Source organism: Curtobacterium sp. PvP017 (assembly GCF_054060195.1).
In genome coordinates, this window is the sequence record NZ_JBSSCY010000002.1 from 1 (window position 1) to 24099 (window position 24099).

A 24099-nucleotide genomic window follows, 5' to 3' on the forward strand; every position below is an offset into this window, starting at 1 on the left:
CGGGGGGCGGGCCCCGCCGTGCCACGGGGCCCGGGTTCCCCTCCTCGGGTGCGGGCCCCGGCGGGGGGCCCCCGGGGGGCGGGGGGGCGGGGGGGCCGGGGGCGGCCCCCCCCCGCGCCCCCCGCCCCCCCGCCGTAAGATCTCGACCATGGTCGAGATCCAGCCGCCGCGTCCGACCGACCTGCTGCCCATCGGCGAGATCGTCCGCCGCACCGGGGTCGCCGCGTCGGCCCTGCACTTCTACGAGCGCAAGGGCCTGATCCGACCCGAGCGCACCGACGGTGGCACCCGGATGTACCCGCGCCACGTCGAACGCCGGATCGCGATCATCCAGGTGGCCAAGCGGCTCGGCATCCCGCTCAGCGAGGTCGCCGAGCAGTTCGGCACGCTGCCGGCCGACCGGATGCCGTCCCTGCGCGACTGGAACCGACTGAACGAACGGTGGCGTGCGCGACTGCGGGCCCGCCAACTCGAACTCGAGCGGCTGCAGCAGGAGATGACGCAGTGCATCGGGTGCGGCTGCGTCTCGCTCGGTGCGTGCTCGGTCGTGAACCCGGGCGACACGCTCGGCGACGAGGGGCACGGCGCTCGTCGGCTGCTCCCGATCGAGGACGACGCGCCGCAGGACTAGACCCCGCGGAGTCCGTGGTCGATCCGGTCGAGCAGCGCGACCGCATCGGACACCCCGTCGTCGTCGCCGAGCGCGTCCCGGAGCTTGCCGGCCCAGTGCGCGCGGAGGCGTCCGATGCTCTCCCGCGCCAGCTCGGTCGAGTGCAGCTGCACGGTCCGCGCATCGTCCGGGTCGTGCCGGCGTTCGACCATCCCCTTCGACACGAGGGACCGCAGCGCGACGCTGAGGTTGCTGCGCTGGAGTGCGGTCGCCTCCGCCGTCGCGCTCGGCGAGGTGCCGGGGTTGCGGTCGACCCAGCGCATCACGAGCGCCTCGGTCCCGGTGAGCGGCACGATGTCGAGCGCACCGGCACCGTGCGGGTCGATCTCCCGCGAGATCCGGAGCACGACGTCGGCGAGGTCGGCGAGGACGTGGTCGGACACAGCGGAGTGCATGTCCGTACTGTACCGAGGATCGGCAATGAGTTATGCTTTCATAACAATGACCACGGACACCGGAACCATCCGCGCGCACGTCGCGACACCCACGACCAGGCAGCAGGGCATCACGATCCCGCTGCTGCTGGTGCTCGGCCTGCTCAGCGCCGTCGCCCCCTTCGCCACCGACCTGTACCTGCCGGCGTTCCCACAGATGACCACCGAACTCGGTGCGAGCGCCACCACCGTGCAGCTCACACTGACCGCGTTCCTGGTCGGCGTGACGGCCGGCCAGCTCGTCTTCGGGCCACTGTCCGACCGGTTCGGCCGCGTGCCGCCGCTCATCGCCGGCGCGGCACTGTGCGTCCTGGCGAGCGTCGCCGCCGTCTTCGCCCCGAACATCGGCGTGCTCATCGCCGCACGACTCCTGCAGGGACTCGGTGGCGCCGCCGGCATGGTGATCAGCCGTGCGGTCATCTCCGACCTGGCGACCGGCAAGCCCGCCGCCCGCGCGTTCTCGCTCATGATGATCGTCGGCGGGGTCGCCCCCGTCGTCGCACCACTGCTCGGCGGCCTGCTCACCGGCCCGATCGGCTGGCGCGGACTGCTGTCGATCGTGCTCGGCCTGTCGGTGGTCATGCTCGTCGCAGTGCTCGCCGTCATCCGTGAGACCCACCTCAAGGCCCACCGCGACGTGCTGCGCGAGGAGCGCAAGGGCTCCGGTTCGCCGCTCCGCGCGCTGCGCTCTCGCACGTTCCTCGGCTACATCGCCGTGTTCGGCTTCGCGTTCGCCGTGATGATGGCCTACATCTCGGCCTCGCCGTTCCTGTACCAGGACATGATCGGGCTCGGCACCGTCGGCTACGGCCTGGCGTTCGGGCTGAACGCGCTGGCCCTGATGGGTGTGAGCATCGTGTCCGCCAAGCTCACCGAGACCCGTTCGGTCACCGGCGTGCTGTCGCTCGGCATCGCCCTGGTGTTCGCGTCGACGGTCGTGTTCGCACTGCTCGTCGTCTTCTCGGCGCCGGTGTTCTGGCTCGCCGTCCCGCTGTTCACCGCGGTCGGCTCGCTCGGCCTGGTGCTCGGCAACGCGACGGCGCTCGCGCTCGGTGCGGTCCCCACTGCTGCCGGCAGCGCGTCGGCCGTGCTCGGTGCGCTGCAGTTCGGGCTCGCCGCGCTGGTGTCGCCGCTCGTCAGCATCGGTGGCTCGGCGACGGCTGTGCCACTGGCGGTCGTGATGCTCGCGTCCGCCGTGGTCGCCGTCGTGGCGCTGCTCGTCGCCCGGGGGCGCACCCGCCTCGCCTGACCCGGTCGGGCCCGACCCGGAACGACATCATCGACGTCGCACGACGACGAGGACGTCGTTCCGGGTCGGCAGCCGACCCGAACGCCCCGTCGGCTACCGCCCCGGGCGCAGGAACGGGATCCGCGGCATCAGCCAGTCGACCCACACCACCCGCACGCCCGGAGCGACGGCGAGCGCCCACAGGATCGAGGCCGCCGCGTCGGTCGGGTAGTGCACCGCGTCGATCGACACCGAGAAGAACACCACCACGATCGCGACGACCCCGAGTGTCAGCGCGAGCCGGTGCCACCGCGTCTCGCGCAGCAGCCAGATCAGCGCGATCACGAACGCCGTGATGTAGACGGTGTGCCCGCTCGGGTAGCCGGGGTCGGGCTGCACCGGGAACGGGTGCGGCAGCACGGCGACGTCGGGCCGAGCGCGGTGCACGATCTCCTTGACGACCGCGGAGGGGACCCAGGTGACGGCGATCGTGCCGCCGAAGGCCAGGGCCGGTCGGAGGCTCCGGGTGCGCCACCAGATCACGGCCACGACGACGACGGTGATCCCGATCGCCGGAGCGGGACTGATGACGTGGTAGACCGCGGTGGTGAACGCCCCGACCGCGCCCGTGTGCAGGGCGTTCAGGGCCTTCGAGAGCCCGAGGTCGACCGTGCCCAGAGCGAACCCGACGAGCGTGATGACGACCACCGCGATGACCGCGATCGCGACCGACACGAGCGGGTAGGGCGACGGCTCGAGGATGCCGTCCGCGTCGGGCCCCGGTCGGCGGGGGCGGAGCTGCGGCGCGTCGGTCATCCGACCATCGTCCCAGCCCCGGCCCGACCACGGGCCCGGCGAGCCTCTGAAAGCACTCAGCGCAGCCGTCCGCGAGTAGACAGGACGCATGCCAACCGTTGCCGAGAACATCGTCGCCACCCTCCGCAAGAACGACGTCGCGCGCGTCTACGGCCTGCCGGGGGACTCCCTCAACGGCTTCACCGACGCCCTGCGCAAGGACGGCACGATCCGGTGGGAGCACGTCCGCCACGAGGAAGCCGCCGCCTTCGCGGCGAGCGCCGAGGCCGAACTGACCGGTGAGCTCGCGGTCTGCGCCGGCAGCTGCGGCCCGGGCAACCTGCACCTCATCAACGGCCTGTTCGACGCGAACCGGTCGCGGGTCCCGGTGCTCGCGATCGCCGCGCACATCCCCACCGCCGAGATCGGCTCCGGCTACTTCCAGGAGACCCACCCGCAGGAGCTGTTCCGCGAGTGCTCGGTCTACGTCGAGTACGTCGCCGACCCGACGCAGATGCCCCGCCTGCTCGAGATCGCGATGCGCGAAGCGGTCGAGAAGCGCGGGGTCGCCGTGCTCGTGATCCCCGGCGACGTCCTGCTCGCCGAGGCCAAGGACGACCGCACCACGCGCATCGAGCGCACGACGCCGCGGATCGTGCCGAGCGAAGCCGAGCTGCAGCGCACCGCCGAGCTGCTGAACGGTGCCGACAAGGTCACCATCCTGGCGGGTGCGGGCGTCGCCGGAGCGCACGACGAGGTCGTCGCGCTCGCCGAGCGGCTGCAGGCCCCGATCGTGCACGCCCTGCGCGGCAAGGAGCACATCGAGTGGGACAACCCCTACGACGTCGGGATGACCGGGCTGCTCGGCTTCGCGTCCGGGTACCGCGCGATGGAGGACGCCGACGTCGTGCTCATGCTCGGCACCGACTTCCCGTACCAGCAGTTCTTCCCGGCCAAGGCGAAGCACGTGCAGGTCGACATCCGTGGGTCGCAGCTCGGCCGGCGGCACCCGGTCGACATCGGCCTGGTCGGCACCGTGAAGGACACCGCGCTCGCCCTCATCCCGATGCTGACCGGTTCGCACCCGACGACGCACCTCGACAACGCCCTGAAGCACTACCGGAAGACCCGCGAGAAGCTCGACGACCTGGCCGTCCCCGCCGGCCGGAAGAAGCCGCTGCACCCGCAGTACGTCGCCCGGGTGCTCGACCGGATCGCCGCGCAGGACGCCGTGTTCATCCCGGACGTCGGCTCCCCCGTCGTGTGGGCGTCGCGCTACCTGACGATGAACGGCAAGCGTCGCCTGATCGGGTCGTTCGTGCACGGCACGATGGCGAACGCGGTGCCGCAGGCGATCGGTGCGCAGACGGCGTTCCCGGACCGCCAGGTGATCGCTCTGGCGGGCGACGGCGGGCTGACGATGCTCCTCGGGGAGCTCATCACGATCGTGCAGAACAAGCTGCCGGTGAAGATCGTCGTGTTCGACAACTCGTCGCTCAACTTCGTCGAGCTCGAGATGAAGGCGGCCGGGTTCGTGAACTACGGCACCGAGCTGCAGAACCCGGACTTCGCCGCCGTCGCCGAGGCGATCGGCATCAAGGGCTTCAAGGTCGACGTCTCCGACGACTTCGAGGACGCCATGGCCGCCGCACTCGCGCACGACGGGCCCGCGCTCGTCTCCGTGCGCGCGAACCGGCAGGAGCTGTCGATGCCGCCAGCGGTCACGCTCGAGCAGGCGAAGGGCTTCACGCTCTACGCCATCCGCACGGTGCTGTCCGGTCGCGGCGACGAGCTGCTGGACCTCGCGTCGACCAACGCGCGGCAGCTGCTGTAGACGCGACCGCACGGCGGACGGGAGGCGCGGTGCCAGCTGGCACCGCGCCTCCCGTCCGTCGCGGCGTCACCACCCGAGCGGCTGGCCGTCCTCCAGGAACACGCCGGTCGGGCCCTCCCGGCCCGCGCACGCGGCGGCCGCGATCGTCGCGGCGCTGACCTCGACGGGGCGACCGTGCGGGTTCGGCATGCCACCGAACTCGGTGGCCGTGTAGCCGGGCTCGATCGCGACGAAGTGCACCTCGGGCACGACGCGCGCGTACTGCACCGTCAGCATCGAGACGGCGGCCTTGGACGCGCCGTAGACCACGGCCGGCACGGTGAACGCCGGCTTCGACGGGTCGTGGGTGGCGGTGAAGGAGCCGAGCGCACTCGACAGGTTCACCACGATCGGGTTCGCGGAGCGACGCAGGAGCGGCAACGCGGCCTCGGTCGCGCGGATCGTGCCGACGGCGTTCGTGTCGAAGACGGCGAGCGCCTCGGGCCCGCTCTGCCCCCAGACGGCGATGCCGGCGTTGTTGACCAGCACGTCGAGCCCGCCGTTCTCGGCGACGTGCGCGAAGGCGGCGGCGACCGAGTCGTCGTCGCGGACGTCGAGCTGGACGGAGCGGGCGCCGATCTCGGCGGCGACCGCGGCGCCCTGGTCGGCGTCGCGGGCACCGATCCAGACGGTGTGGCCGGCTGCGACGAGCTGGCGGGCGGTTTCCTTGCCGAGGCCACGGGTGGCGCCGGTGATGAGTGTCGTTGTCATGCATCCAGCGTCACGCTCGACGCGGTCGGCAGGGAGTCGCCCGGTTGTCGTAGGACCGGCAGGGCCAGGACGCGGCCGCGACGTGCGCGCAGACTGGTGGCATGGCGGACACGGACTTCGGGCACACCCTGCGACGGCTCCGCGACCACGTCACCCCCGCAGCTGCCGGCATGGTCGTCGGGCCGCGGCGTCGAGCGGCCGGGCTGCGGCGCGAGGAACTCGCGGGCCTCGCGGGGATCTCCGCCGACTACCTGACCCGCCTGGAGCAGGGACGCGCGACGTCGCCGTCCGCCCAGGTGGTCGAGGCGCTGTCGCGTGCCCTCCGGGTCTCGGACGCCGAACGCGAGCTGCTGTACCGGCTCGCCGGGCACGCGGCCCCGGGCGCGGACGTCGTGCCGTCGCGGATCCCGCCGAGCGTGCAGCGGCTGCTCGACCGGCTGGCGGACACCCCGGTCGCGGTGCTCGACGCCGCGGGGAACCTGCTCGTCGCCAACGCCCCGTACGACGCGCTGATGGGGCCGATCGGGGCGCTGCGCGGGAACGAACGCAACACCGCGTGGCGGCACCTGGTCGGGTCCGGCAGCCGGGCCGTGCACACGCCCGCGGAACAGGCGGCGTTCGAGGAGAACCTGGTCGCCGGACTCCGGATGACCGCGGCCCGCTACCCGCTCGACCGGCAGTTGCAGCAGCTCGTGCGGGACCTGCGGGCGGCGAGCCCGCGGTTCGTCGAGCTGTGGGACTCGGGTGCGACGACGATGGGCGAGACGGCCCGCCGCAAGGTGATCGACCACCCCGACGTCGGGCTCATCACGCTCGACTGCGACACCCTGGTCGTCGGACCGGAGGACCTGCGGATCCTGGCGTACACGGCGGTGCCGGGGTCATTGGACGCGGAGCGGTTGGCGCTGGCGATCGTGCTCGGGACGCAGTCGTTGGTGGAGTGAGCACTCGCCCCCAATTCGTGGGGGATGCTCGCGACGTGGCCCTCAGCCCGTTCCAAGGTTGGCTACGATCCGAGAGCGCCGGCTTCCGGCGAGCTCAGACGTCCGGGCTCCTGCCGGACTGCACACCCGAGGGGACCACCCGTGCAGCACAGCACTGCAACACTTCGACGCGCCTGCGCGATCGGCGCGACCATCGCCGTCATCGGCCTGAGCGCCGGCTTCGGCGCGTTGACGGCCACGACCGCCTTCGCCGACGAGCAGCCCGTCGCGCCGACGAGCACCGCGACCGCGTCCCCGGCGCAGGGCGCTGACGGCACGGCCGACGGCGCTGACGAGTCGGCTCCGCCGGTTCCCGGGGCGACGTCCAGGCCGACGGCCGAGGCGACAGCTGATCCCACCGCGGAACCGTCCCTGCCGGTCAGCACGCCGGCCGCGACTGCGACTCCCGATCCGACCGCGCCCGTCGCAGCCGAACCGGCCGCGTCGCCGATCGCGACGATCACCGGGGACGCGACCGTCGGCAGCACCCTGACGGCGACCGGGCACGACTTCACCGGCGACCTGGCCTACGCGTGGACCAGCGGTGACACGTCCTTGCCGGTCACCGCTGACTCGTACGTCGTCGCCGCATCGGACGCCGGCAAGACCATCAGCGTCACGATCACCAGCGACGCCGAGGAGTCCGCGACGACCACGACCGCCGTCATCACGCAGGAGGCGGCCTTCCCGGAGGCCTCGACCGAAGACGACCCGATCACGTTCTCCGCGGTCGCCGGTGAGCGTTTCACCCACACGTTCGCCGCCGAGGGCTTCCCCGCACCGACGTACTCGGCTGCGTACTACTCGCTCGACGATCCGTACGCGAGCGAGGACGACGGCGATGAGTCCGGGTACCTGCCGTACGGCCTGTCCCTGGACCACGCCACCGGCGCGCTCTCCGGGAAGCCCCGCTACTCCGGCACCTACGCGTTCCGCATCGTGGCGACGAGCGGCACCACGACCGCGTCGCAGTACGTCAACATCACGATCGACGCCGCCGCACCGCTCGGCGTGGAGGTCACCGCCGAGGACAAGGACACCTTCCTCACCGCGCACTCCACCAGCTGGGTCATCGAACGCGACGGCACCGTCTGGACGTTCGAGAACGAGACCACCCGTCAGCCCGACGGTGGGTACATCGGGTTCGGGGTCGGGTTCGAGGGCGGCCAACCCACCATCGACCAGGGCGGGACCCTGCTCGTCAGCGGCCACCTGGTCGACCGCTTCGGCAACGAGGTCGACGACGCCGACGGCTACCCGGTGCCGTTCACGGTGACCTCGGATCACGCTTCCGACGTCATCACGCCGAGCCGCGACCCGTGGGTCGCGACCGATGTCACGTTCCCCGAGGCGTCGACGCACTCCCTCGAGGTCGCCTCGAGCGGGTTCGCAACCGCCTTCACGGTCGACGTCCAGCCCACCGCGGCGCCGGCAGTCTCCCCCACGGGCACGGTCGTCACCCCGACCGCGAGTACGGGCGAGCTCGCCTACACGGGGTCGGACGCGATGCACCTGCTCCCCTGGGCCGGCGGCCTCGCCGTCACCGGAGCAGCGGTCATCGCGCTGCAGGCCTCCCGCCGCCGGAAGCAGCACTGACGTGGCGACGAAGAAGCTCATCCCCCGAAACCGCGCTCGTCGCCTACCTGGTCGGCGTGCCCCTGGCCGTAGTGGGTGCGATCGCGGCGCTGAGCCTCGGCGGCGTCGAAGGTGCCGTCGCCGGGGCATCGGCGTTCATCGGCGGCGTCCTGTTCGTGTGCACCGGCATGGTCGTCAGCGCGATCGACCGGCGTTGATCCCTCGTCAGGCGCTGCGGGCGAGACGGCCCGCGACTCTCGCTCGACAGTGGCGCCAGGTCGAAGCGGTGCTCACGCACGATCACACGTGGCGTCCCTGACACAGAGCTGGTGGAAGTACGAAGGCCCCGCGAGCGGGGCCTTCGGCTGGCGACGTTCCGGTAGCCGGCCCGTCGTGCTTCCACCGTACCGGTGCGCGCGCGGCGTCAGCACCCCCGATCCAGTCCGGACGGAGGTGCTGCCGGCTACGCCGCGTCCTCGACGTCGAACACCACGACCCGTGTACTCGCCCCGCCGATGAACTCCGCCACTGGCCGGTGCTCCGGGTGCGGCAGGTACCCGGCGAGCGCTGCCCGATCGCGGAACCGGACGACGAGCATCCAGTGGAACCCGCCCTCCAGCCCCTCGGTGCTCACGCTCGTCCCCGACTGCACCGACTCGACACCGTCGATCCGCGGCAGGTGCTCACGTGACAGGGCGTCGGCCTCGGACGACCGGTCCGCTCCGTCCCACTCGACCAGCACGGTGTGCGTCACTCCGGACATGTGGTCTCCTCGTCTGTCACGACGCCGATCAGAACGCGGGCGTTCCGCCGGCGATCGTGATCGTGGATCCGGACTGGTAGCTGGACTCCGGGCTCACGAGGTGCACGTACGCGGCACCGAGCTCGGCGGGCTGTCCGGGTCGACCGAACGGCGAGGTCTCGCCGAAGTGCGACACGGTCTCGGCGTCGTCGGAGCCCGGCTGCAGCGGCGTCCACACGGGTCCGGGCGCGACGGAGTTCACGCGGATGCCCTTCGGGGCGAGCTGCTGTGCAACGGCCTCGGTGAAGAGCTTGATCGCACCCTTCGACACCGCGTAGTCGATCTTGTCGGCCGACGGCGTCGACGCCTGGATCGAACCCGTCGTCACGATGGTGGAGCCCGGCTCGAGGTGCGGCACCGCAGCCTTGGTCAGCCAGAACAACGAGTAGATGTTGGTCTTGAACGTCGAGTCGAACATCGACGTGTCGAGGGTCAGGATGTCCTCGTTGCTGTCCATGCGGCCGGCGACCATGACCAGGGTGTCGAGACCGCCGAGCTCGTCGACGCCCTTCTGCACCAGGTCCTTGCAGTACTGCTCGTCGGAGATGTCACCGGGGAACAGGACCGCGCGACGGCCCTCGGACTCGAGCAGGTCGCGGACCTCTTCGGCGTCCTCCTGCTCGTCCGGCAGGTAGGACAGCACCAGGTCGGCGCCTTCGCGCGACAGCGCGATCGCGGCCGCTCGACCGATGCCGGAATCGGCGCCGGTGATGATGCCGCGGTAGCCGGTCAGCCGCTCACGGCCGACGTAGCTCTCCTCGCCGTGGTCCGGCTTCGGGTCCATCTTCCAGGCGGCACCCGGCAGCGACTGCTCCTGCTTCGGGTACGGCGGGGCCGGGTAGAGGGTGTTCGGGTCGCGCTTGTCGTACTGGCTCATGCATCCACCATCGTCGTCGCACGTGAGCGGGCTTTCAGCGTCACCGGGCCAGGGGTACGGTCCACCATGTGGCAGAGGACGGCTGGATCGTGTTCGACGACGAGCCGAAGCGGCGCGTGTTCCGGGCGCGCTTCCGGCGCGTGATGCCCTGGATGGTCGTCTTCGGCACGGCGACCGCGTTCTTCTCGCGGGGCGGGGCGTCTCCGTTCCAGCTCTTCGGCTGGATCGCCGTGCCGATCTGGTTCGCCGGCTCGTGCCTGCTCGTCGTCGGCCTGTGGCAGATCATCCGGTTCCAGACGCGCCCCTTCGCCGTCGACGTGCAGCTCCGACGCATCCGGATCCGAGGCCGCACCGCCGAGTTCGGCGACGTCGACGTCGCCGAACTCGACCCGGCCGGCAACGAGGAAGCCGACGGACTCTCCCTGCGCTTCGGGGTCCGTCGCGGCCGGAAGGTCTCGATCCTGGTCCGTGAAGGACGGGACGCCACGATCACCGGCGACCACCGCGCCGCACTGCTCGCCCTGATCGACGGCTCCTCGATCGCTCGGCCGTCGAGCCCGCACGACCCTTCCGGGCGCTTCGCGCGGTTCAACTTCCCTGGCTCGCTGGACAAGGCAGCCGCGGCGCAGGTGGTGAAGGACCCGCCCCAGGTGGGCGACCCAGCGCCCTGAACGGGGCCGGTGACGGACGGGAGGCCCGTGGCGGCGTCGCCACGGGCCTCCCGTCCGCCTCTTGGTTCAGACGCCGGCCGTGGTCTTGATCCAGGACGAGGCCTGCGACAGCAGGTCGTCGCACGTGGACGCGCGTTCAGCGTCGCGCGCCGTGTCGGTCTGCTGCGGACCGGAGTCGCCACTGGTCCCCATTTCGTCCGACTGTCCGGGCGCTCCGACAGGTCTACGGTCTGTTCCGTGTGGCAACGACGCCGCACGACGACGAATCGAGCATCATGCAACGACGGATGAAGCAGCTCGTCGCGATCGCCTTGAGCGCCGGTGTCGTGGGGGCCCTCGTCCCCGCGATCTCCGCCCAGGCGGTCACGACGAGCGACACCCCGGACTTCGGGAGCAACGTCAAGATCTACGATCCCTCGGTGCCCGCGTCGACCATCCAGGCCGACGTCGACGCCGCCTTCACCAGTCAGCTCCGCAGCGCGAGCGCGCAGTTCGGCACGCAGCGGTACGCCTTCCTGTTCAAGCCCGGCAGCTACGGCCGCGTCTGGGCGAACCTGGGCTTCTACACATCGGTCGCCGGGCTCGGGAAGAACCCCGACGACGTGACGATCAACGGTGCCGTGAACGTCGATTCCGGATGGAACGCCGGGGACGAGAAGAACGCGACGCAGAACTTCTGGCGGTCGGTCGAGAACGTGGCGATCGCCCCCGAAGGCGGCACCGACCGGTGGGCGGTGTCCCAGGCCGCGCCGATGCGTCGGGTGCACATCAAGGGGAACCTGACGATGGGGCCCTCGAACCAGGACGGCGGCCAGGGGTACTCGTCGGGCGGCTACATCGCCGACACCAAGGTCGACGGCACGGTGACCTCCGGGTCGCAGCAGCAGTGGTACACCCGGAACTCCACGATCGGCTCGTGGCAGGGCGGCAACTGGAACATGACGTTCTCTGGGGTGAACGGCGCCCCGGCGAACGACTTCTCGAAGAGCTACACCACGCTCGCCACGACCCCGACGACGCGGGAGAAGCCGTACCTGTACGTCGACTCGTCGAACAAGTACCACGTGTTCGTCCCGTCGCTGCGGCAGAACTCGAGCGGTGTCACGTGGCCGAACACCGGCGGCACCGACATCCCGATGCGGAACTTCTACGTCGCCCACCCGGGCGACTCGTCGGCGACCATCAACAGCGCGCTGGCCCAGGGGCTGAACCTGTTCTTCACACCGGGCACCTACCAGCTCGACGCGGCGATCAACGTCACCCGCGCGGACACCGTCGTGACGGGCATCGGCTTCCCGACGCTCGTGCCGACCAAGGGCAACGCCGTCCTGACCTCGACCGACGTCGCGGGGGTGAACGTCTCGAACCTCGTGGTCGATGCGGGCACGCAGAACAGCGCGCAGTTGGTCCGCCTCGGCGCGTCCGGGTCGCACGTCGACCACGCCGGCGACCCGCAGAGCATCCAGGACGTCTTCTTCCGCGTCGGATCGAGCGTGCAGGGCAAGGCCTCGACCACGCTGCAGGTGAACGCCGACGACACGCTCGTCGACCACATCTGGGCCTGGCGCGCGGACCACGGCGGTGCGGCGACCGGGTGGACCGTGAACACCGGGGCGACCGGCGTCGAGGTGAACGGCAACGACGTCCTCGCCACCGGGCTGTTCGTCGAGCACTACCAGAAGTACGAAGTGCAGTGGAACGGCAACAACGGCAAGACGATCTTCTTCCAGAACGAGATGCCCTACGACGTGCCCGACAACGCCTCGTGGCAGAGCCCGACCGGCGCCGGCTACGCGGCCTACAAGGTGGCGGCGAACGTGACGAGCCACGAGATCTGGGGCGGCGGCGTCTACTGCTTCTTCAACACGAACCCCGCGGTGCACGCAGACCGGGCGTTCGAGGTCCCGCAGACCGCTGGCGTCCGCGCGCACGGCCTGGTCACGGTCTCGCTCGGCGACACCGGCACCATCTCGAGCGTCATCAACGGCGTCGGTGGTGCGGTGCCGACACCAGCGGGCAACACCGCCCCGAACCGCGTCGCCTCGTACAACTGATCCCGGGAGGATCGATGATGCACACCACTCGGAAGCGACGACTGGTCGCTCTCACGGTCGCCGGAGCGGCGGCCATCGCACTCGGTGCGGGCCCCGTCCTGCAGGGAGCGGACCCCGCGAACGCCGCGAGCGGCGACGTGGTCTGGTCGCAGGACTTCGACGGAGCCGCGGGCAGCGCGCCGGATCGATCGGCGTGGACGAACGAGACCGGCGGCGGCGGCTGGGGCAACAACGAGCTCGAGGACTACACCGACTCGCGCGACAACTCGGCGCTCGACGGGCAGGGCAACTTGATCATCACGGCGAAGCGCGAGGCGGACGGTTCGTACACCAGCGCCCGACTCACGACGCAGGGCAAGTACACGCCCCGGTACGGCCGCGTCGAGGCCCGGATCCAGATCCCCCGCGGCCAGGGCATCTGGCCGGCGTTCTGGATGCTCGGCTCCGACCTGCCCCAGGTCGGCTGGCCGAACTCCGGCGAGGTCGACGTGATGGAGAACGTCGGGTACGAGCCGGCGACGGTGCACGGCACGGTCCACGGGCCCGGGTACTCCGGCGGCCAGGGCATCACGTCGAGCTACCAGCACCCCCAGGGGTGGTCGTTCGCGGACACGTTCCACACGTTCGCGGTCGACTGGAAGCCGGGATCGATCACCTGGTCGGTCGACGGTGTCGCGTACAAGACGGTCACGCCGGCCGACACGGGTGGCAATCCGTGGGTCTTCGACAAGCCGTTCTTCATCGTGCTGAACCTCGCCGTCGGCGGCAGCTGGCCGGGCTACCCGGACGGTACGACGCAGTTCCCGCAGCAGATGAAGATCGACTACGTCCGTGTGATCGACAACTCCTGACCCAGCGCGGGTGGGCGACCAGCCGCTCTGGAGACGGCTGATGACGGACGGGAGGCCCGTGGCGACGTCGCCACGGGCCTCCCGTCCGCCTGTCGGTTCAGACGCCGGCCGTGGTCTTGATCCAGGACGAGGCCTGCGACAGCAGGGCGTAGTTCGAGCCGGCCTTGGTGTTCGCACCGGGGTCGGCGCTGTCACCGGTGGAGCAGACGGCGACGACCTTGCCGTTGACGAGCAGCGGGCCGCCGGAGTCGCCGTGGTTCGAGGCGCCGGTCACGCCCGTGAGGTGCTGCGCACGACCGCTGTAGGCGTCGGTACTCGCGCCGGTGAGCGAGACGGTGGCCTGGTAGAGCCCGTCGGACTGGGTCGCGTTCGCGCGCAGGCCGTACCCCTGGATGGTGCCGGTCCCGCTCGACTTGGCGGTCGCGGTGAGGTCGAGGGGTGCGTACGTGGACAGCGCGTACGCGGTCCGCAGGTGGACGAGGGCGATGTCGCCGGCCGGCGAGGCACTGACGCGGTCGACGGCGACGGCCGTGCCCCGGTTGGTCGTGGAGTTCGAGTGGTAGACGTTCATCGCGCCGATGCCGTCGATGCAGTGCCGGGCGGTGAGGATCCACGAGGCGTTGATCTGCTCACCGGTGCAGTTGCTGACGTAGCCGGACGGGATCGAGCCGCCCGAGGCCTCGAGCTGGACCGCCCACGAGGTGGTGGGGGCTTTCTCGCCACCGACGACCTTGGTGCTGGCCGGCAGTGCCGAGGCGGGTGACGCGGCGAACACACCCGCGGTGATGACGGCCGCGGCGGCGAACGCGGCTGCGATGGACTTCTTCATGACGACTCCTCTGTCGGGGGAAGCACCTGACCCGTTGCGTTGTGCAACTGGTCAGCATCCTGACCCTCGTTCGGGGGCGACGCCAGTCCGCACTTCGGCGGACGGGGCCGCCCGAGGATCGTGTCGACCGGGAAACCGGAGGAGCGACATGAGCACGAACACCGCTCGGAGGACGCGCCCGACCGTCGTCACCATCGCGTCCGCTATCTGGTGCGCTGTGGTGCTCGTCCGCCTCGGGTTCCTGGTCGTCGCGGTGCTGAACACCGACGGTGGGCTCGCCGTCGCACTGGTCGGCGCGTTCATCGGCCTCGCCTTCGCGGCCTTGTTCGTCTGGCTGGCGATCCGGATGGCCCGCGGATCGGGGTCCGCACGGGCGTTCATCTCGAAGGTGCCGACCGGCACGCCGTCGAGGAACGTGCGCAGCTCGCTCATCGGTCGCGCTCGTTCGCCTCGAGGACCAGGCCGAGGACGGTCAGCGCGTCGAAGGCAAGACGGAGCTGTGCGGTGCCCTTCCCGCCTTCGAACTCGTTGACCCATCGGCGGCTGACACCCATCCGCTCGGCGAGCTCAGCCTGAGACCAACCGAGATGCGTGCGGCGCTCGTGCACGAGATCGCCCAGCGCAAGGGCGGTGTCGACTCGCATGTGCGCCTCCGCTGTAATCGTCCGGTTACAGCGTAACCCTGTCACCGATCGCTTACAAGTACCACCAGTAACCCATCGCTTACACAACGTGTTCGGAACCGATCGCTCCCACGGAGTCTTGCGGTCGTAGTGGTCGGCACGCCCGTGGCGATCGTCGTCCTCGCTTCACGATCGCGCAGTCCTGAACGACGCACGAGGGCCCCGCGACCGGAGTCGCGGGGCCCTCGCTCGGTGCACTGGTGTTACTTGATGACGATCGACTGCACCGGGCTGGTGCTCGTCGTCAGGGTGTCGGTGCCGGCGAAGACGGCGTGCAGCTTGTGCGTGCCCTTCTTCAGCGAGAGCGCCGAGGTGACCTTGCCGTTCTTGACGGTGACGGTCGCCAGGCGCTTCGTGCCCTGGTAGATCCGCGCGGTGCCGTTGACGGTGAAGCCCGTGGCCTTCACCTGCACGGTCGCCTTGCCGCCGCTGTACTTGAGCGCCGTGCGGGACGGGGCCTTCGTGACGGTGACGGTGGTGGCCTTCGCGGTCGCCGAGTCGGTGCCCGAGAAGGTCGAGTCCGCGTTGACGAACTTGGCGGTGAGCGCGTGCGTGCCGATGGCCAGGGCGCTGGGGAGCGTCATGGTGGCGGTGCTGTTCTTCACCGGGACGGTGCCGAGGACCTTCTTGCCGTCCGAGACCGTCAGCGTGCCCTGCTGCTTGCCGATGCCACCGGCGATGGTCGCGGTGACCGTGGCCGGCTTCGCCGCGTTGTAGGTCTGCGACGCGGCGGAGACGGCGAGCGTCGTGGTGGTCGCCGGCAGCGTGGCGTGCAGGTCGAACCGGTCGACCGTCGAACCGATCGCGGCCGGGTCGGCGGTGGCGGTCGGCTGGAGCGTCACGCCGCAGCTGTCGACGTTGCCGTGCTGGACCGCCGAGTTGAGCGTGGTGCAGTCACCGGCGCGGATGTCCTGGACGGAGAGCTTCTCGTCGGTGACCGACACCTTCACGAAGGTGCGGACGTGCTCCTGGTTCTCGACCGAGTTGGCCCAGTGGCGCTTGCCCGTCGGGTCGAGCGGGTCCGCGCCGTAGCCGCTCTGCGTGGCGTCCGGAGCGGTCAGGTCGTAGTACTTCGAGCCGGAGGCCGAGTTCGCCGTCATGTAGATGACGCCACCGGGGCCGGAGAAGACCTCGGGAGCAGCGGGCTGCTCGTTGACGTTGGCCTTCTTGCCGTTCTTGATCGCGTAGCTGCGCGAGTAGGAGTGGTCGTGGCCCTGCAGGACGAGGTCGACGCCCATGTCGGAGAACGCACGCGTGAAGTCGAACCGGCGCTGCTGGTTGTCCTTGTCGTTCGCGTGGTCGGCCGGCGAGTAGATCGAGTGGTGGTAGACCAGCGTGGTCCACTTCGCGTCGTCGCCGTAGCGGTTGATGACGTCGCGCACGTAGTTCACGTGGGCAGCGTCCGAACCGGCCGCGTAGGCGTTCGAGTTGATGTCGATGAACAGGACGCCCTTGTACATGTACCAGTAGTCGCCACCCGAGTTCGCGGTGGTGTTGCCACCCGGGTAGAAGTCCGGCACCTTGAGCGAGTTCGGCACCTGGTTGTGCTGCTCGTACGCCTTGCCGCCGACGTCGTGGTTGCCGATGGTCGAGGCCCACGGGTAGCGCTTGAGGACGTCGCTGCTGTCGGCGAACGCACCCCACTCGTACTCGTTGTTGGCGTGCTCGATCTGGTCGCCACCGGAGACCAGGAGCTCGGCGTCCGGCTCGGTGGTCGTGGCGTACTTCAGCGTGTCCGCCCAGCCCGCCCCGTCGTCGTCGACGTAGCCCGACGAACCGATCTGCGGGTCACCGAAGAACAGGAAGTCGAAGTCGCCGGAGAAGCTCTTCGTGGTGAACGTGTAGGACGCCGACCATGCCGACCCGTCCGCCGCACCGACGTGGTACGTGTACGAGGTGTTCGGCTCGAGGTCCGAGATCGTGGCGTGGGCGTTGATGTAGCCCGACTCGGCGGCGATGCCGTCGATGTTCTTCGTGTTCGAGTCCGTCGTGCTCGTGTCGACTGCGGTGTTCGCGGCCTTCGACGCGGCGATCGTCGACTTGGCGTCGGTGAAGACCCCGTCGGTCATCGACGCGGTCTTCTGGATCTCGAGCGACTGGGCGACGTTCGTCGGGAAGTACCACGAGGCGATGCGCTGGCTCTCGGTGGCGCCGACGCCCAGCAGGATGTGGATCGGGCCGCCGGTGGAGATGTTGGTGGTGGGGGTGTTCGTCGCCGCGGTGGCGGCGTTCGTGCCGACCATCGAGGCACCGGCGATGAGCGCGGCCCCGAGGACGGCTCCGCACACGCGGAGGGTGGTGGTTCTGCGCCGTGTGGTGGCGCCGGACAGGAGACTCATGGTGGTCCGTTTCTCAGACGTGGGATGGTGCAGCACGGAAGACTCTGCATGCACTGCGAAACGTCTTGGTAAACGCTGAGTGACAAGTCGTGGTCATCCTGCAGCGAGGCGCTCGACGAACCAGATCATCCCCATCACGAACACCCCGGCGGTGACGGCTCCGGTGACCCAGAGCGAGACACGGTGGGCCTTCCGGCGCAGGAGGGACAGCGGCGGGAACACGATGACGATGATCGCGAGCTGCACGGCCTCGATGCCGACGTTGAAGATGAGGAGCGACACGAGCAGCTGCCACGAGAACGCCTCGTGGATGCCCAGCGCCCCGGCGAACCCGAGTCCGTGGATGAGCCCGAACGCGAAGACGACGGCCAGGCGCGTCCAGCCGGCTCGGTCGAGCGAGAAGTGCCCGTGCGTACCGACCACGAGTTCGTCCGCCCGCGACCGGCGCCGCCAGAGCCGCCACAGGTACCAGCCGGCCACTGCGGCGATGGACAGGGCGATGAGCGGCTCGACGACGATGGCGGGCGGGCTCACCACCCCGAGCGCGGCGAGGATGAACGTGATCGAGTGCGCGATCGTGAACGCCGACGCGGTGTAGACCACCTCGCGCAGACGTCGTGAACCGGCGATGAGCGCGACGAGGAACAGGATGTGGTCGATCCCGGTCAGCAGGTGCTCGGCGCCGAGGCGGAAGAACTCCCAGAAGCGCTGCCCTGCCGACTGCTCGGTCGAGAACGACGGCTGCGCGGCGTCGAGTGTCGCCGACCCCTGCTTCGCGTCGACGTCGTACGTGACGATCGTCTTGGTGTCCCGCACGAAGGTCTCGCTGTCCGGGAACAGCGTCGACCGGACGACGTGTCCGGTCTGCGTCTCCGACGGCTCGGGGCAGGTGAAGTCGGCCGTCACGTGGGCGTACGGCACCTCGTCCTGCAGGTCGACCGTCACGGTCTTCCCGAGCACGGCCGTGCAGCGCTGCCCGCCGGCCCCCGTCACCGTGAACCGGTCGGACACGTACTTCCCGATGGCGTCGGTGTGCGCCTCCGCCGCCGACACCATGCCGGGGAAGTCGCCGTCGTCCCAGGCCGCCTGGCCCTGCGTGTGCAGGGGGTCGTCGTGCTCGCTCGTGGCGACCGACACCAGCATCAGGTCGTACTCGAGCCCGAGCTCCGCGTGCACGACCGTCGGTTCCGGCGACGTCACCTTCGCGTAGACGACCGAGCTGAAGCCGTGCGCCGATGCCGGCGACGCCCCGGCCAGCACGCCGACGACGACCACCCCGAGCAGCAGGAGCACGGCGACGACCCGGGCGATCAGCGCGGCGGCGCGGGACGGACGGACGGGGCGGGGGCGCAGGAGCGCGACGGAGGTTCCGGAAGGCACGCGCAGACGATCCGGCCCTCGGACGACCGGCAGGTGAACAGGTGGTGACCAGCAGTGGGACAGGTGTCGGACAGCCGCCGGAGTCGGCCCGGTGGGGCGCACCGACGTGTTTCGATGATGCAGTGACCCGCCTCGCCGCTCGGACGACCGTCCTGCTGACCGCCGTCGCCCTCGTCGGCGCCGGCGCCGCCGTGCTGGCCGGGTGCTCGGCGACGCCCGGCGGGACCGACGCAGGAACCGACGCCGGTACCGGCACGTCGGCGACGGCCCACGCCACGGCCGGCGCCCTCGGCGCGGGCTTCTCCGACCCGACGCGGCCGCCGGCACCCGAGGCCACCATCCACCCGGAGCCGGGTTCGTGGTCCGGGGTGCACGCCCCCGACGGCTACGACGTCGTGCTCCTGTCGGACGCCGGCGACGCCGAGGACGCTCCGACCCGGACCCTGCTCGACACCGTCGCGTCGTGGGCGGCGGACGAGGACGTCACCGTCACGACGGTGTCGGCGACGGACGCCGACGACCGGATCGCCGCGGTCACCCGGGCGATCGACGAGCGGTCCGACCTGGTGATCAGCGTCGGCAACCACATGGTCGACCCGCTCGCCGCGGTGTCGCCGACCGCGCTGCACCAGCAGTTCCTGGTCGTCGGCGCCGAGATCGCCGAGCCGACGTCGAACGTGACGGCCGCGGACTGGACCGGCGGCGGCTTCCGCGGCGAGGGACTCGGGCCGTCGAGCCACTACGACCCGTCCACCTTCACCGAGGAGCGCGCCGACCGCGCGCTGCGTGCGGGCCTGGCGGCGGTCCTGCACGACCTGCGCGGCATCGTCGTCTGGGTGCGCTGACCCCGGCTGCCGCCGAGCCGGCCGCTACGCCGGCTCGGCCTCGAGTACCAGCGCGCGCACCTGCGACGCGGCGCCGAGCGCGACGGCGTCCGACCCGAGGGTCGACTGCGCCAAGCGGATCGTCGCGCCGCTCACCGGGGGCTCGGCCGCGATCGCCGCGGTGATGGCCGGTTCGAGCAGGTCCCACGACCGCGCGATACCACCCCCGATCACGATCGTCGTGACGTCGAGGATGCCCGCGGTGAGCAGGGCGGCGCGCGCCAGTCCCCACCCCGCGGCCTCGAAGACGGCAGCGGCGTCCGTGTCACCGGCACGTGCGGCGACCGCGACGTCGCGCGCCGACAGCCGCCGGCCGGATCGTTCGGCGTACCGGTCGGCGATGCCGCGGGCGCCCGCGATGGTCTCGAGGTGTCCGACCTGTCCGCAGGTGCACAGCGCGTCGCCGAAGCCCGGCACGTGGCCGATCTCACCGGCGGCACCGCGCGGCCCCGCGAACAGCCGCCCGCCGAGCACGAACGCACCGCCGACTCCGGTGCCGAGGGTCATCCCGAGCACGTCGGACTCCCCCGCGACGGCGCCGGTGGCGATCTCGCCGAGCAGGAACGCGTTCACGTCGTTGTCGAGCGTCGCCGGCACGCCGAGGGCGTCGTTGACCGCGCGGGTCACGCCGTAACCGGCCCAGCCGGTGAACGAGTTGCCCGTCACCAGGACGGTGCCCGTGGCCGCGTCGACCACGCCGGCCGCGCCCACCCCGACACCCGCCAAGGAGGCCCGGTGCCGGACGAGCAGGCCCGTCACCGCTCCGACGGCGGCCGTCACGATCGCTGCCCCGCCCGCGTGGGCGGGCGTCGGCAGGTCGACGCGGTCGACGACCTCGAGGTCGGGGGTCGTCAGGACGACCTTGGTGTTCGTGCCGCCGACGTCGACGCCGGCGATCACCCGGGTCACGCGGTCACCGCCGCGAGCGAGGCGAGGCGCTCGGTCCGCCGCTGCCGTTGCAGGACGGGGTCCGGCACGGGCACGGCGGCGAGCAGGCGTCGCGTGTAGTCCGTGGTGGGGTGCAGGAGCGTCGTGCCGGTGGTGCCCTGCTCCTCGACGACCCCCTGGCGCATCACGACGACGCGCTCGGCGAAGTGCTGCACCACGGCCAGGTCGTGCGAGACGAACAGGCACGCGAAGCCCAGGTCGTCCTGCAGCTCGCCGAGGACCTCGAGCACGGTCTCCTGCACGCTGACGTCGAGCGCCGAGGTCGGTTCGTCGGCGACGAGCAACCGCGGCTCGAGCACCAGGGCACGGGCCAGCGAGACCCGCTGGCGCTGCCCACCCGAGAGCTCACGCGGGGCCCGGGACGCCAGGGTCCGCGGCAGCCGGACGGCGTCGAGCACCTCGTCGATCCGGCGGCGACGGTCCGCCGACGACATGCCACGGCGGTGCACGGCGAGCGGTTCGGCGATGCACTCCGCGACGGACATCCGGGCGTCGAGCGAGGCCACGGGGTCCTGCAGCACGACGCCGATGCCGGACCGGAGTGCCCGACGGTCACGACCCTTGGCGCTGCGCAGGTCCTGCCCGAACAGCGAGACCGTGCCGGACGTCGGCTTGATGAGCCCGAGCGCCACCCGGGCCGCGGTGGACTTGCCGGAGCCGGACTCGCCGACCAGGCCGACCGTCTCTCCCGCGTGCACGGCGATGTCGATCCCCTGCAACGCGTGGACGGCGCGCGCCCCGCGCCCGAAGGTCACCGAGACGTCCCGCAGGTCGACCACCGGGGCCGCACCGGGCCTCCCGGCCGCCGCATCAGCGGACCCCGCGTCGTCCGGGGCGGCGGGACGGTCGCCCGCCACGTCGAGCCGCGGCACCGCGGCGAGCAGCCGCTTGGTGTACTCGTGCTCCGGGCGGAGCAGGACGTCCTCGACCCCGCCGGTCTCGACGATCTCGCCCTGCAGCATGACCGCGACGCGGTCCGCGAAGTCCGCGACGACGCCCATGTTGTGCGTCACGAGCAGGACGCCCGTGCCGGTGTCGACGGCGAGCTTCCGGAGCAGTTCGAGGATCTCGGCCTGCACCGTCACGTCGAGCGCGGTCGTCGGTTCGTCCGCGATGAGCAGCTTCGGCGAGTTCGCGATCGCCATCGCGATCACCACGCGCTGCCGCTGGCCGCCCGACAGCTGGAAGGGGAACGACCGCGCCCGCTGCTCCGGCGACGGGATCCCGACGCGGCGGAGCAGGTCGACGGCCTCGGCCGCGGCCTGCGCGGCGGTGACCGTTCGGTGGTTCCGGATCACCTCGGCGATCTGCGCGCCGACCCGGGTGAGCGGGTCGAGGGCGGTCGCGGGCTCCTGGAAGACCATCGACACCGTCGAGCCCCGCAGGGCACGGAGCGACGGTTCGGAGGCGCCCACCACCTGGTGTCCCGCGACCTCGGCGCTGCCCGTCGCGGTCGCGTTGCCGGAGAGCAGGCCCATCGCGGCGAGCGCCACGGTGGACTTGCCGGACCCGGACTCGCCGACCAGGGCGAGCGTCTCGCCGGGGGCGACCGTCAGGGACACGCCCCGCACGGCCGACACGATGCCGGACTCGGTGCTGAAGGAGACGCTGAGGTCGGACGTCCGCAGGATCGGTTCGGTGGTCATCAGCGGCCCCTCACGTCGAAGGCGTCCCGGAGCCCGTCGCCCACGGCGTTGAACGCGCAGACGATCAGGATCACGGCCAGACCCGGCGGCACGATGAGCCACCAGCGTCCGGAGTACGCGGCGGTGAGTCCCGCCGAGAGCATGCCGCCCCAGTCCGTCGCGGGCGGCTGCACGCCGAGCCCGAGGTACGAGACGTAGGCGACGAGCAGGATCGCGTCGGCGACCTGGAAGGTGGCGGCGACGACGATCGTGGACACCGAGTTCGGCAGCAGGTGCTTGCCGATGGCGCGGGCGTGCGAGCCGCCGATCGCGCGCAGCGTCAGCACGTAGTCGCGGTTCTTCAGCGTCAGGGTCTCGGCGCGGATCAGGCGGGAGGGCACCAGCCACGACACCAGCCCGAGGATCAGGATGAGTCCGGCGACGCCGGGGGTCGTGATGGCCGAGATGACGAGCAGGATGAACAGCGCCGGGATCGCGATGCCCGCGTCGACGACGCGCATCATCAGCGCGTCGACCCAGCCGCCGACGTACCCGGCGACGGAACCCCAGAGGGTGCCGACGACGGTGGCCAGGACCCCGGCCGCGATGCCGACCATGAGCGAGACCTTGCCGCCGTACATGAGCCGGCCGAGGACGTCGTGGCCGACGGCGTCGGTGCCGAGCCAGTGGGCGGCGCTCGGACCCTGGTTGGCCTGCTCGAGCAGGGTGTGGGTCTGGTCCGTCGAGTACAGGAGCGGGCCGACGAAGCAGAACAGGACGATGACGACGATCACGGCGAGGCCGATCACGGCGAGCGTGTTGCCGCGGAACCGGCGGGCGGCGAGCCGGAACCCGGTGGCCGCGACCGTGACGGGGGCGCCCGGGGCTTCGGGTGCCAGTTGTACGGCGCTCATGCTCGGCTCGCCTTCACTCGGGGGTCGATCAATGACTGCGCGACGTCGGCGAGCAGGGTGCCGATGACGGTCGCGATGGAGATGACGAGGACGCAGCCGAGCAGCGTCGGGTAGTCCGACGACTGCGCCGCGTTCCAGAACAGGAGCCCCATGCCGGGGTAGTTGAAGAGCTGCTCCGTGACGAGGGCACCGCCGAACAGCACGGGCAGGTAGTAGCCGAGCATCGCGACGACGGGCGTCAGCGAGTTCCGGAACACGTGGCGGCGCAGGATCGTCATCGTCGACGCTCCCCCGGCGCGGGCGGTGCGGACGTAGTCCTCCTGCAGGTTCTCGAGGGTGGAGGCCCGCATGTACCGGCTGAACACGGCGATCATGGCGAGCGCTCCGGTGACGACGGGCAGGACGAGCCCGGCCGGGTCCTGGAAGACCTCGGCGAGGGTGTTGCCGCTCGGCGCCTGCGACGGCAACCACGGCAGCTGCTGGCTGAACACGATGATCAGGACGAGGCCGAGGAAGAAGGCCGGCGTCGAGTAGAAGACGACGGCCAGCGCGGTGGCGGCGTAGTCGACCGCGCCGTTGCGGCGGGCTGCCTGGAGCATGCCGACCGGGATCGCGACGACGAGGCCGAGGACGGCGGAGATGCCGGTGAGGACGAGGGTCTTCGGCAGGCGCTCGGCGATGAGCTGCGACACCGGTTCGTTGAGCGTGTACGAGGTGCCGAGGTCACCCGTGAGCAGGCGGCCGAGGAACCGCAGGTACTGCACCGGCAGGGCCTGGTCGAGTCCCTGCGCCTGGTTGAACGCGGTGATCTGCGCGGGCGTGGCCGAGACGCCGAGGACACCGCGGGCGGGTCCGCCGGGCAGCGCGTGCAGCAGGCAGAACACCACGATCGTGACGATGAGGATCACCGCGAGCGCCTGCAGGACGCGCCTGGTGAGGTAGAGAGCTGTGGTCATGCGGCTTCCGTCGTCTG

25 protein-coding genes are annotated in these 24099 nt (G+C 71.0%); 10 read left to right on the forward strand and 15 right to left on the reverse strand.

The window, feature by feature from the left end; translation table 11 throughout:
- Positions 1–148 precede the first annotated feature (148 nt).
- The gene (gene soxR / locus ACVKXF_RS03865) at positions 149–631 is read left to right on the forward strand and encodes a redox-sensitive transcriptional activator SoxR (RefSeq protein ID WP_111085894.1); all 483 of its coding nucleotides are present in this window, start codon (positions 149–151) and stop codon (positions 629–631) included.
- Here soxR and ACVKXF_RS03870 read toward each other — a convergent pair.
- Positions 628–1065 (reverse strand): MarR family winged helix-turn-helix transcriptional regulator, encoded by a 438-nt coding sequence (locus ACVKXF_RS03870; protein ID WP_456794905.1) that lies wholly within the window; start codon positions 1063–1065, stop codon positions 628–630. The genes soxR and ACVKXF_RS03870 overlap by 4 nt on opposite strands.
- Positions 1066–1090: 25 nt before the next feature.
- Here ACVKXF_RS03870 and ACVKXF_RS03875 point away from each other — a divergent pair, with 25 nt between their 5' ends.
- Positions 1091–2353: a multidrug effflux MFS transporter gene (locus tag ACVKXF_RS03875; RefSeq protein ID WP_456794906.1), complete on the forward strand. Its 1263-nt coding sequence runs from the start codon at positions 1091–1093 to the stop codon at positions 2351–2353.
- A gap of 93 nt (positions 2354–2446) precedes the next feature.
- On the opposite strand, the gene ACVKXF_RS03880 is transcribed toward ACVKXF_RS03875, so the two are convergent.
- Positions 2447–3148, reverse strand: a complete 702-nt coding sequence (locus ACVKXF_RS03880; protein ID WP_340196023.1) for a phosphatase PAP2 family protein — start codon at positions 3146–3148, stop codon at positions 2447–2449.
- 88 nt (positions 3149–3236) lie between these two features.
- Between ACVKXF_RS03880 and poxB the strand changes: the two genes are divergently transcribed.
- Positions 3237–4961 carry a ubiquinone-dependent pyruvate dehydrogenase gene (gene poxB, locus ACVKXF_RS03885; protein WP_456794907.1) on the forward strand — a complete coding sequence of 575 codons (1725 nt, stop codon included), beginning with the start codon at positions 3237–3239 and terminating at the stop codon, positions 4959–4961.
- 66 nt (positions 4962–5027) lie between these two features.
- Here the strand turns inward: poxB and ACVKXF_RS03890 are convergent, their stop codons facing one another.
- Positions 5028–5711 (reverse strand): SDR family NAD(P)-dependent oxidoreductase, encoded by a 684-nt coding sequence (locus ACVKXF_RS03890; protein ID WP_456794908.1) that lies wholly within the window; start codon positions 5709–5711, stop codon positions 5028–5030.
- A gap of 101 nt (positions 5712–5812) precedes the next feature.
- On the opposite strand from ACVKXF_RS03890, the gene ACVKXF_RS03895 reads away from it, so the two are divergent.
- From ACVKXF_RS03895 to ACVKXF_RS03905, 3 genes are all read left to right on the forward strand, one after another.
- The gene (locus ACVKXF_RS03895) at positions 5813–6655 is read left to right on the forward strand and encodes a helix-turn-helix transcriptional regulator (RefSeq protein ID WP_456794909.1); all 843 of its coding nucleotides are present in this window, start codon (positions 5813–5815) and stop codon (positions 6653–6655) included.
- 141 nt (positions 6656–6796) lie between these two features.
- Positions 6797–8290 (forward strand): hypothetical protein, encoded by a 1494-nt coding sequence (locus ACVKXF_RS03900; RefSeq protein WP_456794910.1) that lies wholly within the window; start codon positions 6797–6799, stop codon positions 8288–8290.
- A gap of 56 nt (positions 8291–8346) precedes the next feature.
- A complete protein-coding gene (locus ACVKXF_RS03905; RefSeq protein ID WP_456794911.1) occupies positions 8347–8487 on the forward strand; it encodes a hypothetical protein in 141 nt (46 codons plus the stop codon).
- A gap of 245 nt (positions 8488–8732) precedes the next feature.
- On the opposite strand, the gene ACVKXF_RS03910 is transcribed toward ACVKXF_RS03905, so the two are convergent.
- The gene (locus tag ACVKXF_RS03910; protein WP_456794912.1) at positions 8733–9032 is read right to left on the reverse strand and encodes a Dabb family protein; all 300 of its coding nucleotides are present in this window, start codon (positions 9030–9032) and stop codon (positions 8733–8735) included.
- 28 nt (positions 9033–9060) lie between these two features.
- Positions 9061–9948, reverse strand: coding sequence for an SDR family oxidoreductase (locus ACVKXF_RS03915; RefSeq protein WP_123310880.1), 888 nt, complete (start codon positions 9946–9948; stop codon positions 9061–9063).
- Between the two features lie 68 nt (positions 9949–10016).
- Between ACVKXF_RS03915 and ACVKXF_RS03920 the strand changes: the two genes are divergently transcribed.
- The gene (locus tag ACVKXF_RS03920) at positions 10017–10619 is read left to right on the forward strand and encodes a hypothetical protein (protein WP_456794913.1); all 603 of its coding nucleotides are present in this window, start codon (positions 10017–10019) and stop codon (positions 10617–10619) included.
- A 66-nt stretch (positions 10620–10685) separates the two neighbouring features.
- Here ACVKXF_RS03920 and ACVKXF_RS03925 read toward each other — a convergent pair whose 3' ends face one another.
- Positions 10686–10811 carry a hypothetical protein gene (locus ACVKXF_RS03925; RefSeq protein WP_456794914.1) on the reverse strand — a complete coding sequence of 42 codons (126 nt, stop codon included), beginning with the start codon at positions 10809–10811 and terminating at the stop codon, positions 10686–10688.
- A gap of 47 nt (positions 10812–10858) precedes the next feature.
- On the opposite strand from ACVKXF_RS03925, the gene ACVKXF_RS03930 reads away from it, so the two are divergent.
- Together ACVKXF_RS03930 and ACVKXF_RS03935 are read left to right on the forward strand one after the other, a co-directional pair.
- Positions 10859–12673 (forward strand): hypothetical protein, encoded by a 1815-nt coding sequence (locus ACVKXF_RS03930; protein ID WP_456794915.1) that lies wholly within the window; start codon positions 10859–10861, stop codon positions 12671–12673.
- A 17-nt stretch (positions 12674–12690) separates the two neighbouring features.
- The gene (locus ACVKXF_RS03935) at positions 12691–13524 is read left to right on the forward strand and encodes a glycoside hydrolase family 16 protein (RefSeq protein ID WP_123312173.1); all 834 of its coding nucleotides are present in this window, start codon (positions 12691–12693) and stop codon (positions 13522–13524) included.
- Positions 13525–13621: 97 nt separating this feature from the next.
- On the opposite strand, the gene ACVKXF_RS03940 is transcribed toward ACVKXF_RS03935, so the two are convergent.
- The 5 genes from ACVKXF_RS03940 to ACVKXF_RS03960 all read right to left on the reverse strand — a co-directional run bounded on the left by ACVKXF_RS03940 (position 13622) and on the right by ACVKXF_RS03960 (position 18755).
- Positions 13622–14353, reverse strand: coding sequence for a S1 family peptidase (locus tag ACVKXF_RS03940; protein WP_123310882.1), 732 nt, complete (start codon positions 14351–14353; stop codon positions 13622–13624).
- A gap of 51 nt (positions 14354–14404) precedes the next feature.
- The gene (locus ACVKXF_RS03945; RefSeq protein WP_456794916.1) at positions 14405–14785 is read right to left on the reverse strand and encodes a hypothetical protein; all 381 of its coding nucleotides are present in this window, start codon (positions 14783–14785) and stop codon (positions 14405–14407) included.
- Positions 14782–14997 carry a helix-turn-helix domain-containing protein gene (locus ACVKXF_RS03950; protein WP_148061698.1) on the reverse strand — a complete coding sequence of 72 codons (216 nt, stop codon included), beginning with the start codon at positions 14995–14997 and terminating at the stop codon, positions 14782–14784. Before ACVKXF_RS03950 ends, ACVKXF_RS03945 begins: the two co-directional genes overlap by 4 nt.
- Positions 14998–15239: 242 nt before the next feature.
- Positions 15240–17375: an Ig-like domain repeat protein gene (locus ACVKXF_RS03955; protein ID WP_456794917.1), complete on the reverse strand. Its 2136-nt coding sequence runs from the start codon at positions 17373–17375 to the stop codon at positions 15240–15242.
- 93 nt (positions 17376–17468) lie between these two features.
- Positions 17469–18755 carry a HupE/UreJ family protein gene (locus ACVKXF_RS03960; protein ID WP_396289898.1) on the reverse strand — a complete coding sequence of 429 codons (1287 nt, stop codon included), beginning with the start codon at positions 18753–18755 and terminating at the stop codon, positions 17469–17471.
- A gap of 122 nt (positions 18756–18877) precedes the next feature.
- Between ACVKXF_RS03960 and ACVKXF_RS03965 the strand changes: the two genes are divergently transcribed.
- Complete coding sequence (locus tag ACVKXF_RS03965) at positions 18878–19600, forward strand: type 1 periplasmic-binding domain-containing protein (RefSeq protein ID WP_340196033.1); 723 nt, start codon at positions 18878–18880, stop codon at positions 19598–19600.
- A gap of 24 nt (positions 19601–19624) precedes the next feature.
- Here the strand turns inward: ACVKXF_RS03965 and ACVKXF_RS03970 are convergent, their stop codons facing one another.
- From ACVKXF_RS03970 to ACVKXF_RS03985, 4 genes are read right to left on the reverse strand one after another with little or no spacing between them, the layout of a single operon-like run.
- Complete coding sequence (locus ACVKXF_RS03970) at positions 19625–20548, reverse strand: ROK family protein (RefSeq protein ID WP_396289896.1); 924 nt, start codon at positions 20546–20548, stop codon at positions 19625–19627.
- Positions 20545–22233 carry a dipeptide ABC transporter ATP-binding protein gene (locus ACVKXF_RS03975; protein ID WP_456794918.1) on the reverse strand — a complete coding sequence of 563 codons (1689 nt, stop codon included), beginning with the start codon at positions 22231–22233 and terminating at the stop codon, positions 20545–20547. Before ACVKXF_RS03975 ends, ACVKXF_RS03970 begins: the two co-directional genes overlap by 4 nt.
- On the reverse strand, positions 22233–23126 hold the full coding sequence (locus ACVKXF_RS03980) for an ABC transporter permease (RefSeq protein ID WP_456794919.1): 894 nt from the start codon (positions 23124–23126) through the stop codon (positions 22233–22235). The genes ACVKXF_RS03975 and ACVKXF_RS03980 overlap by 1 nt, the downstream gene beginning before the upstream one ends.
- Entirely contained in the window at positions 23123–24082 is a 960-nt protein-coding gene (locus ACVKXF_RS03985) for an ABC transporter permease (protein WP_456794920.1), read from the reverse strand. Before ACVKXF_RS03985 ends, ACVKXF_RS03980 begins: the two co-directional genes overlap by 4 nt.
- Positions 24083–24099: the final 17 nt, after the last annotated feature.